General features: G+C 62.5%; 19 protein-coding genes. 6 read left to right on the top strand and 13 right to left on the bottom strand.

The annotated features are described in order from the left end of the window. Window positions 1-8: 8 nt before the first annotated feature. Window positions 9-908 carry a DMT family transporter gene (locus EJD88_RS04565; RefSeq protein WP_158876969.1) on the top strand — a complete coding sequence of 300 codons (900 nt, stop codon included), beginning with the start codon at window positions 9-11 and terminating at the stop codon, window positions 906-908. Here EJD88_RS04565 and EJD88_RS04560 read toward each other — a convergent pair. Then, a complete protein-coding gene (locus EJD88_RS04560; protein WP_158876967.1) occupies window positions 859-1,617 on the bottom strand; it encodes an ABC transporter substrate-binding protein in 759 nt (252 codons plus the stop codon). The two genes, EJD88_RS04565 and EJD88_RS04560, sit on opposite strands and share 50 nt — an antisense overlap. Window positions 1,618-1,750: 133 nt before the next feature. Here EJD88_RS04560 and dnaX point away from each other — a divergent pair, with 133 nt between their 5' ends. The 4 genes from dnaX (at window position 1,751) to recR (ending at window position 6,041) form a co-directional block, all read left to right on the top strand. Continuing rightward, a complete protein-coding gene (gene dnaX, locus EJD88_RS04555; RefSeq protein ID WP_158876965.1) occupies window positions 1,751-3,811 on the top strand; it encodes a DNA polymerase III subunit gamma/tau in 2,061 nt (686 codons plus the stop codon). Between the two features lie 44 nt (window positions 3,812-3,855). Then, window positions 3,856-4,194 (top strand): YbaB/EbfC family nucleoid-associated protein, encoded by a 339-nt coding sequence (locus tag EJD88_RS04550; RefSeq protein WP_099582674.1) that lies wholly within the window; start codon window positions 3,856-3,858, stop codon window positions 4,192-4,194. A gap of 144 nt (window positions 4,195-4,338) precedes the next feature. After that, window positions 4,339-5,373, top strand: coding sequence for an NADP-dependent oxidoreductase (locus EJD88_RS04545; protein ID WP_099582673.1), 1,035 nt, complete (start codon window positions 4,339-4,341; stop codon window positions 5,371-5,373). A 65-nt stretch (window positions 5,374-5,438) separates the two neighbouring features. After that, on the top strand, window positions 5,439-6,041 hold the full coding sequence (gene recR / locus EJD88_RS04540; protein ID WP_032887656.1) for a recombination mediator RecR: 603 nt from the start codon (window positions 5,439-5,441) through the stop codon (window positions 6,039-6,041). A 155-nt stretch (window positions 6,042-6,196) separates the two neighbouring features. On the opposite strand, the gene EJD88_RS04535 is transcribed toward recR, so the two are convergent. Then, window positions 6,197-6,745, bottom strand: coding sequence for an adenine phosphoribosyltransferase (locus EJD88_RS04535; protein WP_112196434.1), 549 nt, complete (start codon window positions 6,743-6,745; stop codon window positions 6,197-6,199). A gap of 79 nt (window positions 6,746-6,824) precedes the next feature. Next, complete coding sequence (fnr, locus tag EJD88_RS04530; protein WP_099582671.1) at window positions 6,825-7,559, bottom strand: fumarate/nitrate reduction transcriptional regulator Fnr; 735 nt, start codon at window positions 7,557-7,559, stop codon at window positions 6,825-6,827. A gap of 151 nt (window positions 7,560-7,710) precedes the next feature. Between fnr and EJD88_RS04525 the strand changes: the two genes are divergently transcribed. Beyond that, on the top strand, window positions 7,711-8,178 hold the full coding sequence (locus EJD88_RS04525) for a hypothetical protein (RefSeq protein WP_158876963.1): 468 nt from the start codon (window positions 7,711-7,713) through the stop codon (window positions 8,176-8,178). Here the strand turns inward: EJD88_RS04525 and hemN are convergent, their stop codons facing one another. From hemN to EJD88_RS04475, 10 genes are all read right to left on the bottom strand, one after another. After that, entirely contained in the window at window positions 8,179-9,561 is a 1,383-nt protein-coding gene (gene hemN, locus EJD88_RS04520; protein ID WP_112196432.1) for an oxygen-independent coproporphyrinogen III oxidase, read from the bottom strand. A gap of 102 nt (window positions 9,562-9,663) precedes the next feature. Beyond that, window positions 9,664-10,347, bottom strand: a complete 684-nt coding sequence (locus tag EJD88_RS04515) for a sulfite exporter TauE/SafE family protein (RefSeq protein WP_158876962.1) — start codon at window positions 10,345-10,347, stop codon at window positions 9,664-9,666. Further along, on the bottom strand, window positions 10,340-10,552 hold the full coding sequence (gene ccoS / locus EJD88_RS04510; RefSeq protein ID WP_099582667.1) for a cbb3-type cytochrome oxidase assembly protein CcoS: 213 nt from the start codon (window positions 10,550-10,552) through the stop codon (window positions 10,340-10,342). Before ccoS ends, EJD88_RS04515 begins: the two co-directional genes overlap by 8 nt. A 22-nt stretch (window positions 10,553-10,574) precedes the next feature. After that, window positions 10,575-13,025 (bottom strand): heavy metal translocating P-type ATPase, encoded by a 2,451-nt coding sequence (locus EJD88_RS04505; protein ID WP_158876960.1) that lies wholly within the window; start codon window positions 13,023-13,025, stop codon window positions 10,575-10,577. A 149-nt stretch (window positions 13,026-13,174) separates the two neighbouring features. Next, window positions 13,175-13,714 carry a FixH family protein gene (locus EJD88_RS04500; protein ID WP_099582665.1) on the bottom strand — a complete coding sequence of 180 codons (540 nt, stop codon included), beginning with the start codon at window positions 13,712-13,714 and terminating at the stop codon, window positions 13,175-13,177. A 15-nt stretch (window positions 13,715-13,729) separates the two neighbouring features. Next, entirely contained in the window at window positions 13,730-15,145 is a 1,416-nt protein-coding gene (gene ccoG / locus EJD88_RS04495) for a cytochrome c oxidase accessory protein CcoG (protein ID WP_158876958.1), read from the bottom strand. Window positions 15,146-15,352: 207 nt separating this feature from the next. Further along, complete coding sequence (locus tag EJD88_RS04490; protein WP_099582663.1) at window positions 15,353-15,763, bottom strand: type II toxin-antitoxin system VapC family toxin; 411 nt, start codon at window positions 15,761-15,763, stop codon at window positions 15,353-15,355. Next, window positions 15,763-16,017: a type II toxin-antitoxin system Phd/YefM family antitoxin gene (locus EJD88_RS04485; protein WP_158876956.1), complete on the bottom strand. Its 255-nt coding sequence runs from the start codon at window positions 16,015-16,017 to the stop codon at window positions 15,763-15,765. The genes EJD88_RS04490 and EJD88_RS04485 overlap by 1 nt, the downstream gene beginning before the upstream one ends. A 163-nt stretch (window positions 16,018-16,180) precedes the next feature. Further along, a complete protein-coding gene (ccoP, locus tag EJD88_RS04480) occupies window positions 16,181-17,158 on the bottom strand; it encodes a cytochrome-c oxidase, cbb3-type subunit III (protein WP_099582661.1) in 978 nt (325 codons plus the stop codon). Beyond that, window positions 17,155-17,340, bottom strand: coding sequence for a CcoQ/FixQ family Cbb3-type cytochrome c oxidase assembly chaperone (locus EJD88_RS04475; RefSeq protein ID WP_003175465.1), 186 nt, complete (start codon window positions 17,338-17,340; stop codon window positions 17,155-17,157). Before EJD88_RS04475 ends, ccoP begins: the two co-directional genes overlap by 4 nt. Window positions 17,341-17,342 lie beyond the last annotated feature (2 nt).

The following is a 17,342-nucleotide window of genomic DNA, read 5'->3' as shown; positions in this document are numbered from 1 at the left end:
CGCCATCGATGAACACCCCGTCACCCGTGAAGCTTACGCTAGTCATCGCCAGCGTGATCCTCTGTTGGGCCTATTCGCCGATTGGTGTGCACATGGGCTTGCACAGCTACAGCCCCGGTCATCTGGCGTTGCTGCGGTTTCTGATTGCCTCGGTGTTCATGGGCGGTGTGGCGCTGGTGGTCGGGATCGGTCGGCCGCGCCTGCGGGATGTGCCGTGGTTGTTGGTACTGGGTTTTTTCGGCGTTTTCTTGCACCACATGAGCCTCAATGCCGGGCAGCAATGGGTGACGGCGGCGGCGTCCAGTGTATTGGCGCAGTCGGCGCCCTTGTTCAGCGTGCTGATCGCGTTTTTCTGCTTGAAGGAGCGGGTCAGCGCCTGGCGTTGGGGCTGCGTACTCTCGGGGTTGTTCGGTGTGCTGGTGGTGATCTGGGGCGACCAGGGCGTAGGTGATATCGACCCGCGGGGATTGCTGATCCTGCTGGCGGCGTTGTCGTGGAGCGTGTATTTCGCCATTCAGAAGCACTACGCCCTTCGCTACAGCCCGCTGACCCTGGCGTGCTACATGGTGTGGGTGGGCACCCTGATGCTTTGCGTCAATTTGCCTGGCTTGCCGGCGGCCGTTGTGCGAGCGCCGTTGCCGGAGAACCTGGCGGTGCTGGTGCTGGGTATTTTTCCCAGCGCCCTGGCCTACCTGGCCTGGGGCTATGTGCTCAAGTATGTCGAGGTGAGCCGCGCATCGGTGGCGATGTACCTGATTCCGCCGGTGGCGATGGTGATGGCCGCAACGCTGCTGGGTGAACAGATTGCACGGCAGGTGGTGCTCGGTGGGGTGATGGTGCTGGCCAGTGTGGCCGCCATCAGTCTGGAAGGGCGCTGGAGGCGGGCTGTCCGGTATACAACTGGATAATGTCGTCGATCTCCCCCGACATCTTCATCTGCAACAACGTGCGCAAAATCCTCTGCACCGGCACGTCCGGGTCATTGCGCACGATGCAGCCCAGGCTTTGCTCGTCGATCACCGCCACTTTGTGCAGCCGTCGGCCGACGGGCATGTTCTGGTTGAACCGGTCCAGGATCCACTCATTGATAACCGCATATTTGAAGCGCCCGGCCACCAGCTTGTGCAGCACCTGCTCTTCACTGCGGGCATCGTCGCGGGTGAGTTGGCCGCTGGCAAACAGCGGGTCGAGGGTGGCGTAGCGGTAATTGAGCACCGTGCCGATGGCCTGGGGCGCCAACTGGGTGAGGGACACCGCCTGCACTGGGATGTGCGTGCTCACCAGTACGTTGCGCTGCACCATCAGCGGCAGGCTCCAGGTGTAATTGCCGGAAAAATTATCGACCCACGTCTGGGTGACATAACAGCGCACATCAACCTCGCCGTGTTCCATGGCGGCTGCGATGCGTGCCCGGGCCAGCACCTTGAACTGCGCCGGGTGGCCGACCTGGGTGGCCAGGCTCAACATCACGTCATACAAAATACCCTGGGTTGGCCGACCGTTCTCCAACTGCACCATGGGCATCGCCCAGCTGTCGGAAACCGAGAAACGCAACGGTGCAGGCGCCGCCAGGCAGGCCGTGGTCATCATCCATAAAGCGCCCAGGACTACGCGCATACACTCTCCGGGTTCAGGCCTTTGAGGGGCCAGTCAGGACAGCTTAGTCAGATTAGGCGAGCGTGCCGGATGCAATTTCCCCCTTGCTCCGCTAGCATTACCGGCTTCCGCTTCCCAGTTGCGACGGTTTTCGATGAGTTATCAGGTTCTTGCACGTAAATGGCGTCCGCGCTCGTTCCGCGAAATGGTCGGCCAGACCCATGTGCTCAAGGCTCTGATCAATGCCTTGGACAGCCAACGGCTGCACCACGCCTACCTGTTCACCGGTACGCGCGGGGTGGGCAAGACCACCATTGCGCGCATCATCGCCAAATGCCTGAACTGTGAAACCGGTATCACTTCGACGCCCTGCGGGACTTGCTCGGTGTGCCGGGAAATCGACGAAGGGCGTTTTGTCGACCTGATCGAGATCGACGCCGCGAGCCGCACCAAGGTCGAAGACACCCGCGAACTGCTCGACAATGTGCAGTACGCGCCGAGCCGCGGCCGCTTCAAGGTCTACCTGATCGACGAAGTGCACATGCTGTCCAGCCATTCCTTCAACGCGCTGTTGAAAACCCTGGAAGAGCCGCCGCCCTACGTCAAATTCATCCTGGCCACCACCGACCCGCAGAAACTTCCCGCAACGATTCTGTCGCGGTGCCTGCAGTTCTCCCTGAAAAACATGACCCCCGAGCGTGTGGTCGAGCATTTGACCCACGTGCTGGGCGTCGAAAACGTACCGTTCGAAGACGACGCGTTGTGGCTGCTCGGCCGCGCCGCCGATGGCTCGATGCGTGATGCCATGAGCCTCACCGACCAGGCCATCGCCTTTGGTGAAGGCAAGGTCATGGCCGCCGATGTGCGCGCCATGCTCGGCACCCTCGACCATGGCCAGGTGTTCGACGTGCTGCACGCCCTGATCGAAGGTGACGCCAAGGCATTGCTCGAAGCCGTGCGCCACCTCTCCGAGCAAGGCCCGGACTGGAACGGCGTGCTCTCGGAAATCCTCAATGTGCTGCACCGCGTTGCCATCGCCCAGGCCTTGCCTGAAGGTGTCGACAACGGCCATGGCGACCGCGACCGCGTGTTGGGTCTGGCTCAGGCGTTGCCGGCCGAAGATGTGCAGTTCTACTACCAGATGGGACTGATCGGCCGTCGCGACCTGCCCCTGGCGCCGGACCCACGCGGTGGCTTTGAGATGGTCTTGCTGCGGATGCTGGCCTTCCGGCCCGCCGATACGGCCGACGCGCCGAGACAGCCGCTAAAGCCAGTGGGGATCAGCCAGGCCACAGTTGATTCCGCCAAACCAGTGGCTGGCGCGGCGGTGGTTGCGCCAGTGGTCGCGGCCCCTGCGCCTGTTGCGCAGGCTCCTGAGCCTGAGCCCGTTGTGGTCGCGCCAGTGGTTGAGCCGGCACCGGTGGTGGAGCCGGAACCTGCGCCCGTGGTCGATCTGCCCTGGAACGACCCGGTGGAGACCGAAGCCGAGCCCGAGCAGCAGCCCGCCGTGGAGCCTGTACTGGAAACCACTGGCGAGCAGCCCGAGTTGACCCCGATGCCCGCGCCAACTCCGGACAGCGTGGTGCCGGATGCCCCGGAGTGGGTGTCCGCACCGGTCCCTGAGCCGACCGTCGCTCAGGTTGAAGCCGCAACCCCAGGCATCGACCTCGACGACGAGCCGCCGCTTGATGAAGACTACATCGAGCCGGACATGGATTCGGCCTACAGCTACCTGGACGACCTTGCCAGCGAACACACTGCCGAGCCGGCCCCCGAGCCCGAAGCAGAGCCTGCCGCAGCCCCGGCCACCGGCCTGGCGTTGCAATGGCTGGAACTGTTCCCGAAACTGCCGATCTCCGGCATGACCGGCAGCATCGCCGCCAACTGCACACTGATTTCCATTGATGGCGACCACTGGCTGTTGCACCTGGACCCGGCCCACAGCGCCCTGTTCAACGCGACCCAGCAGCGTCGCCTCAACGATGCGCTGAACCAGTACCATGGGCGCACGCTGACCATCGCCATCGAGTTGATCAAGCCCGAGCAGGAAACCCCGGCCCAGGCCGCGACCCGCCGGCGTATCAACCGTCAGCGCGAGGCTGAGGATTCGATCCACGCAGACCCGCTCATCCAGCAAATGATGCAACAGTTTGGGGCGGTCGTCCGTCACGATACTATTGAACCTGTCGAAGCCCCGGTGCCCCAAGCGTCATGACACCGGGCTACTAACTTGATCCACGTACTTTTGAGGTGATTCCCATGATGAAAGGTGGCATGGCCGGCCTGATGAAGCAGGCGCAGCAGATGCAGGAAAAGATGGCCAAGATGCAGGAAGAACTGGCCAACGCCGAAGTCACCGGTAAAGCCGGTGGCGATATGGTCAGCGTGGTGATGACCGGTCGTCACGACATCAAGCGCGTGAGCATCGACCCAAGCGTGCTGCCGGGCGTGGGTGAAGATGACCTGGAAATGCTTGAAGCGCTGTTCGCCGCGGCCGTCAACGACGCCGTGCGCAAGATCGAAGCCAACAGCCAGGAAAAAATGGGCGCCGCGACCGCCGGCATGCAACTGCCGCCGGGCATGAAGATGCCGTTCTGATTATCCAGCGTTAGCTAGACTCCAATGCCAGGCCCAGTGCCTGGCATTTTTGTTTGTGCCGCTTTCAATCAAACCCCGATCGAACCCTGGCACGGCACCGATGGTCTGCACCCTATACCGATCAATTCGATAAGGAGCCCCCTGATGCCTCAAGAACTCACCCTGAACCAACGCATCGTGCTGGTCTCGCGGCCCCAAGGCGCGCCCACTCCGGAAAACTTTCGCCTGGAACGCGTGAGCCTGCCGGAGCTGGCGGACGGCCAGGTCCTGCTCAAGACCCTCTACCTGTCCCTCGATCCCTACATGCGCGGGCGCATGAGCGACGCACCTTCCTATGCCGCACCGGTGGAAATCGACGAGGTGATGACCGGTGGTGCTGTCAGCCGTATCGAGCAGTCGCGTAATCCAAAATTCGAAGTGGGTGATCTGGTGGTCGGCGCCACGGGTTGGCAGAGCCACAGCATTTCCGACGGCCGCAACCTCATTCCGGTGCCCAAGGGGCTGGCGAGCCCATCCATGGCACTTGGTGTGCTGGGCATGCCCGGCATGACCGCCTACATGGGCCTGATGGACATCGGCCAGCCCAAGGCCGGCGAAACCTTGGTGGTGGCTGCGGCATCCGGTGCGGTCGGCTCGGTAGTGGGGCAGGTGGCCAAGCTCAAGGGCTTGCGTGTGATCGGTATTGCGGGCGGCGCCGACAAGTGCCGCTATGTGGTGGACGAGCTGGGCTTCGATGCCTGTATCGACCACAAGAGCGCAGACTTCGCCGATCAACTGGCCCAGGCCTGCTTCAAGGGCGTGGACATCTATTTCGAGAACGTCGGCGGCAAGGTATTCGACGCCGTGCTGCCCTTGCTCAACCCCAAGGCGCGCATTCCCCTGTGCGGCCTGATTGCCGGCTACAACGCCCATGAAGCCCCCAGCGGCCCTGATCGCCTGCCGGCGCTGCAACGCACCTTGCTGACCAAGCGGGTACGCATCCAGGGCTTTATCGTGTTCGACGACTACGGTGATCGCCAGCCCGAGTTCCTCAGTGCCATGGCGCCTTGGGTGCGTGATGGCAAGATCAAGTTCCGCGAGGACGTGGTCGATGGCCTGGAGCAGGCGCCCGAAGCCTTTATCGGTCTGCTTGAAGGGCGCAACTTCGGCAAGTTGGTGGTGCGGGTCGCGCAGGATTGAGGATTTGACGCTAATCCGGGGCGCGGGTATAAACCGCGTCTCGTTGTTTTGTCGGACCAATGCCCATGAGCTTCAGCCCCCTGATTCGCCAACTGATCGACGCCCTGCGCACGTTGCCGGGCGTCGGCCAGAAAACCGCCCAGCGCATGGCGCTGCAACTGCTGGAGCGTGATCGCAGCGGCGGCACCCGGTTGGCCCAGGCCCTGAGCCAGGCCATGACGGGCGTCGGCCACTGCCGCCAGTGCCGCACCCTCACCGAAGAAGACCTCTGCCCGCAATGCGCCGACCCGCGCCGCGACGACACGTTGTTGTGCGTGGTGGAAGGCCCGATGGACGTCTACGCGGTGGAGCAGACCGGCTATCGCGGGCGCTACTTTGTGCTCAAGGGGCACCTGTCGCCGCTCGACGGCCTGGGCCCGGAAGCCATCGGCATTCCGCAACTGGTAGCGCGGATTGAAGAGCAGGGCACCTTTACCGAGGTGATCCTGGCCACCAACCCGACCGTGGAAGGCGAAGCCACCGCCCATTACATCGCTCAACTGTTGAGCAACAAAGGCCTGATCACTTCGCGTATCGCCCATGGCGTTCCGCTGGGGGGCGAGCTGGAATTGGTGGATGGCGGCACCCTGGCCCACTCCTTTGCCGGTCGCAAGCCCATCGCCCTCTGACGATCAGCGCAGGGCTGAAAATGTGGGGGTCTCAGTCAACACATTCTTTGACTGAGACACTGCATCGGGGGCAAGCCCCCTCCCACATGTTGAATGTATTCACAGATCAAAGGTGGGAGGGGGCTTGCCCCCGATGGGGCCGGCCCCGACAACCTCTACCTTTCAGTCAACGCAAACTGCGTCAGGCAAAACGTCGGAATCCCCATATCTTCCAACCGCTGCGAGCCACCCAGCTCCGGCAAATCAATAATCGCTGCCGCTTCAAAAATCTTCGCGCCCATGCGTCGCACCAGGTTCGCCGCGGCAATCAGGGTGCCGCCCGTGGCGATCAGGTCATCGAACATCAACACCGAGTCGCCTTCGCACAGGCTGTCGGCGTGCACTTCCAGGAAGGCTTCGCCGTATTCGGTCTGGTAACCCTCGGCCAGCACGTCCGCCGGCAGCTTGCCTTGCTTGCGGAACAGGATCAGCGGTTTGTTCAGTTGATAGGCAATGATCGAGCCGATCAGGAAGCCGCGGGCATCCATCGCGCCGATGTGGGTGAAGTCGGCTTCGACATAGCGATGGGCAAAGGTGTCGGCCACCAGGCGCAGGGCCTTGGGCGATTGGAACAGCGGCGTGATGTCACGGAAGATCACCCCAGGCTTGGGGAAGTCGATGACGGGGCGGATCAGGGATTTGATGTCGAACGAATCGAAGGTCATCGTCGAGGAGTCCTGGGAGGAAAACGGACCCGAAGTATACCTGCGGCCTTGCCAAATGGCCCGGCCGCAAGTGTCTGTATCAGCCCTCTAGAGAACCACCCGCCAGCGCGCACAGCTGGATCGGGTCGAGGATGTGCACTTCCTTGCCTTCGGCGGCAATCAACTCGTTCTGCTGGAAACGGGTGAACACGCGGGACACGGTTTCCACCGCCAGGCCCAGGTAGTTGCCGATTTCATTGCGCGACATGCTCAAGCGGAACTGGTTGGCCGAGAAACCACGGGCCCGGAATCGCGCCGAGAGGTTGACCAGGAATGTCGCGATGCGCTCGTCGGCGGTTTTCTTCGAAAGCAGCAGCATCATCTGCTGATCGTCACGGATTTCGCGGCTCATCACGCGCATCAGCTGACGGCGCAGTTGAGGCAACTGTATGGCCAGTTCATCCAGGCGTTCGAAGGGGATTTCGCACACCGACGTAGTTTCCAGCGCCTGGGCCGACACGGGATGCATCTCGGTGTCCATGCCCGACAAACCCACCAGTTCGCTAGGCAGGTGGAAACCGGTGATCTGCTCTTCGCCGTTGTCGCTCAGGCTGAAGGTCTTCAGCGCGCCCGAACGTACTGCATAGACGGAGTCGAACCTGTCGCCCTGGCGAAACAGAAACTCGCCTTTTTTCAGCGGGCGCCCGCGTTTAACGATGTCGTCCAGCGCATCCATGTCTTCCAGATTCAGCGAAAGTGGCAGGCAGAGGGGGGCCAGGCTGCAATCCTTGCAGTGAGCCTGGCTGTGAGCGCGCAGTTTGACTGGCTCGGACATTTCTTAAATCCTTGTGGGAAAACACACATAAGACGTAAGGGTAACGCACTGGGGTGCAGTCAGGCCAGCCTGTACAAAAAACCGGCAGCGGTATAAAGCTTTTTGTACCGATGCCGATACAAGGGCATTCCCATACGCCGGAGCTCGTACGATGTCTGTCATCGCCGCCTACAATCCTGCCATCCGAGTTCCTACAGTGTCGGGCGCGAAGTCAGCGGCCGAAACCGCCGTAAAAGATCAGGCTGCTGCACCGGCTGCCGAAACCAACGTGCTGGAAGGCGTGAAGGTGACGATTTCCGGCGCGGCGTTCAAGGCGGTGGCGGTGGCGAGTAAAGCCAACTCCGATATTGATGGCAGTGGCCTGGACGACAGCGTTAAACAGATCCTCAAAATGATCCGCAAGCTCAAGCAACAGATCGCCGATAAAATGGCTGAGCTTCAGGCGGTCGCGAATGACAATAGCCTGACGCCGGAGCAGGCCCGGGTTAAGACCAACAACATCCAGGGCGCTATCAGTTCGCTGCAGGCCGGGTTGATGACCTCCCAGGGCTCCCTGCTCAAGGCGATGAAAAGCATGAGCGCTGATGGTGCCCTCAAGGCCGCTTCGTTGTCGATGTAACTAGATCACCCGTGAAAATCGTTGCCTGTTCTGGTGCTCCAGGTAGGCATCGAACACCATGCACACCGAGCGCACCAGCAAGCGGCCGGCGGGCAGCACCCGGATGCCCTGGGCGTCGAGTTCGATCAGGCCGTCCTCGGCCATGGCCTCAAGTTGCGGCCAGATCTCGTCGAAGTACCCACGAAAATCAATGTTGAAGGCCTGTTCGACCGGTTCGAATGCCAGGCTGAACGTGCAGATCAACTGCTGAATCACCTCCCGCCTCAGCCGATCATCCGTGGTGCAGACCAGGCCGCGGCTGGTGGCCAACTGCGCGCCGGCCAAGGTGTTCTGGTAGCCGTTGAGGTCACTGCTGTTCTGGCAATACAGGTCGCCGATCTGGCTGATCGCCGACACACCGAGGCCGATCAGGTCGCAATGGCCGTGGGTGGTGTAGCCCTGGAAGTTGCGTTGCAGGGTACCTTCCTCCTGGGCGATGGCCAGTTCGTCATCCGGCAGCGCGAAGTGGTCCATACCGATGTAGCGATAGCCGGCCTGGGTCAATTGCTCGATGGTGGTTTGCAGCATCAGCAACTTTTCCGCCGGCGCCGGCAGCTCGTCACTGTTGATGCGCCGCTGGGGCATGAAGCGCTCCGGCAGGTGCGCGTAGTTGAACACCGACAGGCGGTCCGGTTGCAGTTTGATCACCTCTTCCACGGTGCGCGCGAAGTTGATCGGCGTCTGCTTGGGCAGGCCGTAGATCAGGTCGATATTGATCGAGCGAAACTGCAGGGTGCGCGCCGCATCAATCACCGCACGGGTCTCTTCCAGGCTTTGCAGGCGATTGACCGCCCGCTGTACCTCGGGGTCGAGGTCTTGCAGGCCGATACTGACGCGGTTGAAGCCCAGCTCACGCAGCAGGCCCATGGTGGCCCAGTCGGCTTCGCGTGGGTCGATCTCGATGCCGTAGTCGCCGGAATCATCATCGAGCAAATGGAAATGCTGGCGCAGGCGGCCCATGACCTGGCGCAGTTCGTCGTGGCTGAGAAACGTCGGGGTGCCGCCGCCGAAATGCAGCTGTTCCACCGGCTGTTTCGGGTCAAGGTGGCAGGCCACCAATTGGATTTCCTGCTCCAGGCGTTGCAGGTACGCCTGGGCGCGGCCACGGTCCTTGGTGATCACCTTGTTGCAGGCGCAGTAGTAGCAAATGTTGGCGCAGAACGGCACATGCACATACAGCGACAAGGGGCGCACGGCCTTGCGACTGTCGCGCAGGGCGTGGAGCAGGTCGAAGGTGCCGACCTGGCTGTCGAATTGTACGGCGGTGGGGTAGGACGTATAGCGTGGTCCCGCCAGGTCGTAGCGATGAATCAGATCGGTGTCCCAACGAATGGCGTCGAGCATGCGGGCGTCCCCCGGATAGGCTAATGGGCCGAGTCTAGGGGCGGGGCGGGGATGGCATCTTGATTTGCATCAACGGGGAGCGGCGCTATGCCACATGGCGATTCAATGGCCCATCAGCCAGTGCTGGTGCGGTCCTGGCAAGGTCCAGATCCCGAACACGATGACCAGCAAGCCACCGGCCATGCGCACGCTGCTTTTGCGCAATAACGCGGTAACGCGCTCGGCTGCCAGCCCGGTCGCCAGCAGCACCGGCCAGGTGCCCAGCCCGAACGCGAGCATCAGCAGTGCACTGTCCAGCGCATTGCCCTGGCTCGCGGCCCACAGCAGGGTGCTGTAGACCAAACCGCACGGCAACCAGCCCCAGAGCGCGCCCAGCAGCAAAGCGCGGGGCAGGCTCGACACCGGCAGCAAGCGCGTGGCAACCGGCTGGATATGCCGCCACAGGCCGCGTCCGAGGCTTTCAATGCGGGTAAGGCCGCTCCACCAACCCGCCAGGTACAGGCCCATGCAGATCAGCAGTAAGCCGGCGAGCACGCGCATGAACATCGCCGCCGGGCTATTGGCCACGGCCCAGCCGGCCAGGCCGACCAACAGCCCGGCCGTGGCGTAACTGAGGATGCGCCCCAGGTTGTACGCCAGCAGCAGGCGAAACCGGCGGCTGCGTTGTTCCTTGGGAATCGCCAGGGTCAGCGCGCCCATCAGCCCGCCGCACATGCCCAGGCAATGGCCGCCGCCCAGCAGGCCGAGGATCAGCGCGGAGACCAGCAGCGGCGCCAATTCAAGCATGAGGCGGGTCTTTGGGCGGTTGATCCGGGCCGTTGGCTTCGTCGATGGCGGCCAGGTGGTTCGGGTCCTGGTCGTCGAACAGCACGCTGTGGGCCGGGCCGTCGAGGTCGTCGTACTGGCCGCTGTCCACGGCCCAGAAGAAGATGTAGATGGCGATGGCCACTATCAGCAGCGCCGCCGGAATCATCACGTATAAAGCTGGCATCTGCACTCCAGGCCCGCGCGGCTCATACGGGCAGCGGGCGGGTGATTGAGGGCGCGCTGACGGCCTGCGCGCTCGGCAGGCGAGTCAGGCGCAGGGCGTTGAGCACCACGGTCAACGAACTGATGGACATGCCGACCGCCGCCCAGATTGGCGTGATCCAGCCCAAGGCAGCAAACGGCAACATCAGGCCATTGTATAGGCCTGCCCACAGCAGATTTTCAATAATCACCCGTCGAGTGCGCCGCGCCAGACTGAAGGCCTGCACCAGGGCGTCGAGGCGATTGGAGAGCAGCACCGCATCGGCGCTGGTCTTGGCCAGGTCGGTGGCCGAGCCCATGGCCACGCTGATATCGGCGGCGGCGAGCACGGGGACGTCGTTGACCCCATCGCCGAGCATCAGCACCTTGCGGCCTTCCTTGTGCAACTGTTGCAGCACCTGCAGCTTGTCGTCGGGGCGCAGGCCGCCGTGGGCTTCGTCGATGCCCAGCTCAAGGGCGACACTGGCGACCATCGGCGAACTGTCCCCGGACAGCAGCAATGTGCGCCAGCCGCGCGCCTTGCACGCGGCGAGCAGCGCCGGGGCGTCGCTGCGCAGGCGGTCATCCAGCACGAACCAGGCGAGGGCGCCGCTGCGGTCGCCGAGCAGCAGCCATTGCCCAGCATCGTCCGGCGAGGCGGGGATCGGGCAGCCACTGAGTGCGCAGACAAACGCCGGCTGGCCGATACGCAGCAGACGCTCGCCCACGCGACCTTCCAGGCCCAGGCCGGGGGTGCTGAGTACTTCGTCAGCGGCCAATGGCGCACGGCCAAAGGCGCGGGCAATCGGGTGTTCGGAGCGGTTTTCCAGGGCGGCGGCGAGGCCCAGGCAATCGTCGCTGCCCAGCTCGCCCAAGGGACGGATGACGCGTAGGGCCAGGCGGCCTTCGGTCAGGGTGCCGGTCTTGTCGAAAATCACCGTGTCGATCTGGTTCAGGCCTTCCAGCACATGCCCACGGGTCAGCAGCAGCCCGAGTTTGTGCAGGGTGCCGGTGGCGGCGGTCAGGGCGGTTGGTGTCGCCAGGGACAACGCACACGGGCAGGTCGCTACCAGCATGGCCAACACGATCCAGAACGCCCGTGATGAGTCCAGCTCCCACCACAGCAGGCCGATCAATGCGGCGGCAATCAGCGAACACAGCAGAAACCATTGCGCGGCGCGGTCGGCGATTTGCGCCAGGCGCGGTTTCTCGGCCTGGGCGCGCTCCAGCAGACGCACGATGGCGGACAGGCGTGTCTCGTGGCCGAGGGCGCGCACTTCGACGTTCAGCGCGCCTTCGACGTTGAGGGTGCCGGCGGTGACGCTGTCGCCGACCCGGCGCGGTTGCGGCAGGTATTCGCCAGTGAGCAGGGACTCATCGATGCTGGACTGGCCGTCGAGGATCACGCCATCCGCTGGCAATACCGCGCCCGGATGCACCAGCACGCAGTCGCCCAGGACCAGCTCGCTCAACAGGATGCGTTCGCTCTGTCCGTCGCCGTTCAAGCGCAGGCACGAAGCCGGCAGCAGGTTGACCAGTTGGGCAGTGGCCGCCGCTGTGCGCTCGCGGGCGCGCCGCTCCAGGTAGCGACCGGCCAGCAGGAACAGCGCAAACATGCCCACGGCATCGAAATACAGCTCGCCGACCCCCGTGATCGCGGTCCAGATACCCGCCAGGTAAGCCCCGCCAATGGCCAGGGACACCGACACGTCCATGGTCAGGTGGCGCGTGCGCAGGTCACGCATGGCGCCCTTGAAGAACGGCGCACAGCTGTAGAACACGATGGGGGTTGTCAGAAACATCGCCACCCAGCGCAGGATCACATGCAGTTCCGGGCTCAGGTCGATATTGAATTCGGGCCAGGTGGCCATGGTTGCCATCATCGCCTGAAACCACAGCAATCCGGCCACGCCGAGTTGGCGCAAGGCCAGGCGGTTTTCGCTGGCCAGTTGCTCGGCGGCGCGGTCGGCTTGATACGGGTGGGCGGCATAGCCGATATGGCGCAATTCGCTGAGCACCTGGCTCAACGGCAGTTGCCCGTCGGCCCAGCGCACCTGCAAGCGATGGTTGGACAGGTTCAACCGCGCCTCGGCCACGGCGGGCAGGCTGCGCAGGTGTTTTTCGATCAGCCAGCCACAGGCGGCGCAGCTGATGCCTTCCATCAGCAGGGTGGTTTCGGCCAGTTCGCCTTGGTGGTGCACGAAGGGTTTTTGCACATCGGCGCGGTCGTACAGCGCCAGTTCATCCACCAGTTGCACCGGTAGCGACTCGGGGTTGGCCGAAGCTTCGCTGCGGTGCTGGTAGTAGCTTTCCAGTCCTCCGGCCACAATCGCTTCGGCTACGGCCTGGCAGCCCGGACAGCAGAGCTCGCGGCGCTCGCCGAGGATGTCGGCGGTGAACCGGCTGCCGGGCGGGACGGGCAGGGCGCAGTGGTAGCAGGGGGTTGGGCTGGTCATGGTTCTGGATCTTGGTTGGCTGGGAGGGCCTCATCGGGGGCAAGTCGAATCGTCGCACCGCCCCTCCCACCTTTGATCTGTGAATACATTCAAAATGTGGGAGGGGCGGTGCGACGATTCGACTTGCCCCCGATGCGCGAAGCGCGGCTTTATTTTTTCAGGTCTTCGGCGCCCTGCAACGGCTCATCCCCCAACAGCAAGTCCTTGTCGTGGCTGACCTCTTCTTCTTCGAACAGGCGCCAGGTCTTGTCGCCTTCCACGCCGAGCAGTTCCACGAAGCGGCGGCCTTCGACTTTGTCGGTGACTTGGCCGATGTAGCGGCCAGGTTCGCTGTCGCTGCGGGCCAGGTTGATCTTGCGGTCCTTCTCCGGCTGGGTCGGGGAGATCAGGTTCAGTTCCAGGGTGTTCGGGTTGCTGTAGCCGGTGAGGTTCAGTTCGACTTCGCCGGTCAGTTCATCCAGGTGCAGCTTGGCCCGCAGTTGCAGGGTCTGGGCCAGGCGTTCGCGGTCGAGGGAGCGGTTGATGCCTTTGCCGGCCTCGTAGTAGTTGTCGTTGACCAGGTTGTCCGGGTTGTTCACCGCGATGGTCACCATGGACAAGGTCAAGGTCACCGAGCAGGCGAGGATGCCGATGATGATCCAGGGCCAGAGGTGCTTGTACCAAGGGCTTGCGGCAGTGGCTAGGGGCATCGTTCCGTTCTCTCTTTATCGGACTTGTGGGCCGATGAATCGGCTCTTGGCTTCAATGTGGACGCTGGCGTCATCGGCATCGGTGAGGATGAACTTCACCTCGTTGGTGCTCGATGGCAGTTGTTCCGGCGCACTCGACAGCTCCACCGGCATGCTGACGATATCGCCGGCCGCCACCTTGATTTCGCGGCGGCCTTGCAGCTTGAGGTCGGGCAGGCCGGCGGCGTCGAGCACGTAGGTGTGGTCTCGCTGGTCCTTGTTCATGATCTTCAGGCTGTAGACGTTTTCGATGCGGCCTTCGGCGTTCTCGCGGTAGAGCACGCGGTCCTTGCTCACGTCGAAGCCCACCAGCGAGCGCATGAAAAACGCAGCGGCCAACAGGCTGATCATCGCCAGCAACACCAAGGCGTAACCGATCAGGCGTGGGCGCAGCTTATGGGTTTTTTGCCCGGACAGGTTGTGTTCGGTGGTGTAGCTGATCAGGCCGCGCGGGTACTCCATCTTGTCCATGATGTTGTCGCAGGCGTCGATGCACGCGGCGCAACCGATGCACTCGATCTGCAGGCCGTCGCGGATGTCGATGCCGGTGGGGCATACCTGCACGCACATCGTGCAATCGATGCAATCGCCCAGGCCCTGGGCCTTGTAGTCGGTCCCTTTTTTACGCGGGCCACGCAGTTCGCCACGGCGTGGGTCGTAGGAGACGATCAGGGTGTCTTTGTCGAACATCACGCTCTGGAAGCGCGCGTACGGACACATGTAGATGCACACCTGTTCGCGCAGCCAGCCGGCGTTGCCATAGGTGGCGAGGGTGAAGAAGCCGACCCAGAAATACGACCAGCCGTCGGCCTGGCCGGTGAAGAAGTCGAACACCAGTTCGCGAATCGGCGAAAAGTAGCCAACGAAGGTCATGCCGGTGGCAAAGCCGATCAGCAGCCACAGGCTGTGCTTGCTGAATTTGCGCAGGAACTTGTTGGCGCCCATCGGCGCCTTATCCAGTTTGATGCGTTGGTTACGGTCGCCTTCGGTGACTTTTTCGCACCACATGAAGATCCACGTCCACACGCTTTGCGGGCAGGTATAACCACACCACACGCGGCCGGCGTACACCGTGATAAAGAACAGGCCAAACGCGGCGACGATCAGGATGCCCGACAGCAGAATGAAGTCCTGGGGCCAGAAGGTCGCACCAAAAATGAAGAACTTGCGCTCCGGCAGGTTCCACCATACGGCCTGGTGACCACCCCAGTTCAGCCACACCGTGCCGAAGTAGAGCAGGAACAACGCAGCGCCGCCGAGCATGCGCAAATTGCGGAACAGGCCGGTGAACGCGCGGGTGTAGATTTTCTCGCGCGGGGCATAGAGATCGACGGTGGTGGTCGAGTGTTTGGCAGGCGGGGTAACGTCATGTACCGGTATTTGGTCGCTCATCATTGCATCCCACGGCGGTGGAGATTTGCCTCGGCCAGTACGTGCCAACCGGGGTCAAATTAGGGGTCTTGCAGTGGCGTAATGATACGCCCCCGATGCGGCGCAAAGGGTGCGACCTTTGGTCGCGTTGGGAGAAATCAATTGATGGTGTACGTGATCTGGATCAATTGACTTGGCAAGTATGGTCGGTTTTTGCGAGTGGGACGGTCATTCGTCCCACGGATTAATCAGCGGGACACCGCTGGATTTGAAATCGCTGACGTTGCGCGTGACCACCGTGAGCCCATGGACCAGGGCGGTCGCAGCGATCAGTGCGTCACTTTCATTGGCGCGGTCGGGTACATGCAGGCGTGCACAACGTAAGGCGACGGCGGCGTCGATTGGCAGGATCCGGGCATCGAACGCGGGCATCACATGCCGCTTGAGCCAGGTGCGCAGTACCTTCCCTTGCGTGGGGTCGCGGCGCTCAATGCGCAGCACTCCGGTTTCCAGTTCCTTCAACGTAATCGCAGAAATAAACAGGTGGGACGCGATGACACTTTTTGCCCAGGCCACGACATTCGCATCCGCCTGGGGTTTACGAAGTTCAGAGATCACGTTGGTGTCGAGTAGATACATCAAGAGAGGTCCACGGGTCGATGAGTGATCACGGCACGTTCGGTTTCGAATTCCATATCGGCCGCTTCCGGCATCACCAGCAGGTCCACGATGTCGACGTTGAGACCTGTCAATTTCTGGTAGTCCTCAATGCTTAGCAGTACATGGGCAGGTTTGCCGCGATCGGTGATGAAAACCGGCCCTTGCCGGGCCGCTTTTTTGGCACCGCTTGTGTCTTGATTGAATTCGCGGCTGGAAATAGTGGTGATGGTCATGGGGGAACCCCCTTTATCAGATGCAATGTAGGTACGTTACTACTTAGTCAGCAGGGACCACAACCCGGGGTTATCAACGGTCGCCCAGGTCCTGGCCCAGGCTGCAGAAATAACAAAGCCCCGCCAGCGTTCGCCAGGCGGGGCTCGGTTGTGTCCGAGGCCTTTACTGTTCCTCGGCCTTCTTGTCCCCATGGGACAAACTGTAAACATACGCCGCGAGCAGGTGCACCTTGTCATTGCCTTGCAGTTGTTCCTGCGCCGGCATCTGGCCCTGACGGCCGAAACGGATGGTCTGCTGCAGTTGGGCGTAGCTCGAACCGTAGATGAAGGCGCCGGGGTGGGTCAGGTCTGGCGCGCCCATTGCCGGGGTGCCTTTGCCGGCCGGGCCGTGGCAGGCCACGCAGTTGGCGGCAAAGAGTTTTTCGCCGTTGGCCACGTCGGCCTTCACACCCTCCGGCAGCTTGCGACCGTCAAGTTGGGTGACCACGTAGGCGGCCACGTCGCTGACGCCTTCTTCATGAATGACTGGCAACCAGCCCGGCATCACGGCATGGCGGCCCTTCATGATGGTTTCCTTGATGGTGGCCGGCTCGCCACCCCAACGCCAGTCGGCGTCGGTCAGGTTGGGGAAACCGTAGGCGCCCTTGGCGTCGGAACCGTGGCACACCGAGCAGTTGGAGGCGAACAGGCGGCCACCCATCTTCAGGGCTTGCGGGTCCTTGGCGACTTCCTCAATCGGCATCGAGGCGAACTTGGCGAAGATCGGCCCGAACTTGGCGTCCGACCTGGCCATTTCCTTTTCCCATTCGTGCACGCCGGTCCAGCCGGTCTGGCCGTTGGCGAAGGGGGTTTGCTTGTCGTTGTCGAGGTAGTTGTAGCCCGGCAGCAGGCCTTTCCAGTTGCCCAGGCCGGGGTACAGCACGAGGTAGCCGAGGGCGAAGATGATGGTGCCGACGAACAGCATGAACCACCACTTGGGCAGCGGGTTGTCGTACTCCTCGATGCCATCGAACGAGTGGCCGACGGTCTCGTCGGTTTGCTCGGCGCGCTGGCCCTTGCGGGTCGACAGCAGCAGCCAGGTCAGGGCGAAAATGGTACCCAGACTGAGGACTGTGACGTACAGACTCCAGAACGTAGTCATTCTTTGTTACTCCTAGAAGCTTGCTCGACGTGCTTGATGGCTTCGGGATCATCCGCAAAGGGCAGCAAGGTCGCGTCCTCAAACTCCGACTTGCGCTTGGGGCTGAACACCCACAACGCCAGGCCGATAAAGGCCACCATCACCACAACGGTGCCCAGGCCACGAATCATCCCGATATCCATGT

It is taken from the genome of Pseudomonas sp. PB105, assembly GCF_009764655.1.
Lineage (GTDB): Bacteria > Pseudomonadota > Gammaproteobacteria > Pseudomonadales > Pseudomonadaceae > Aquipseudomonas > Aquipseudomonas cyclaminis.
The sequence above is the reverse complement of the archived record's forward strand: the minus strand, read 5'-3'. Positions and strand labels throughout refer to the sequence as shown.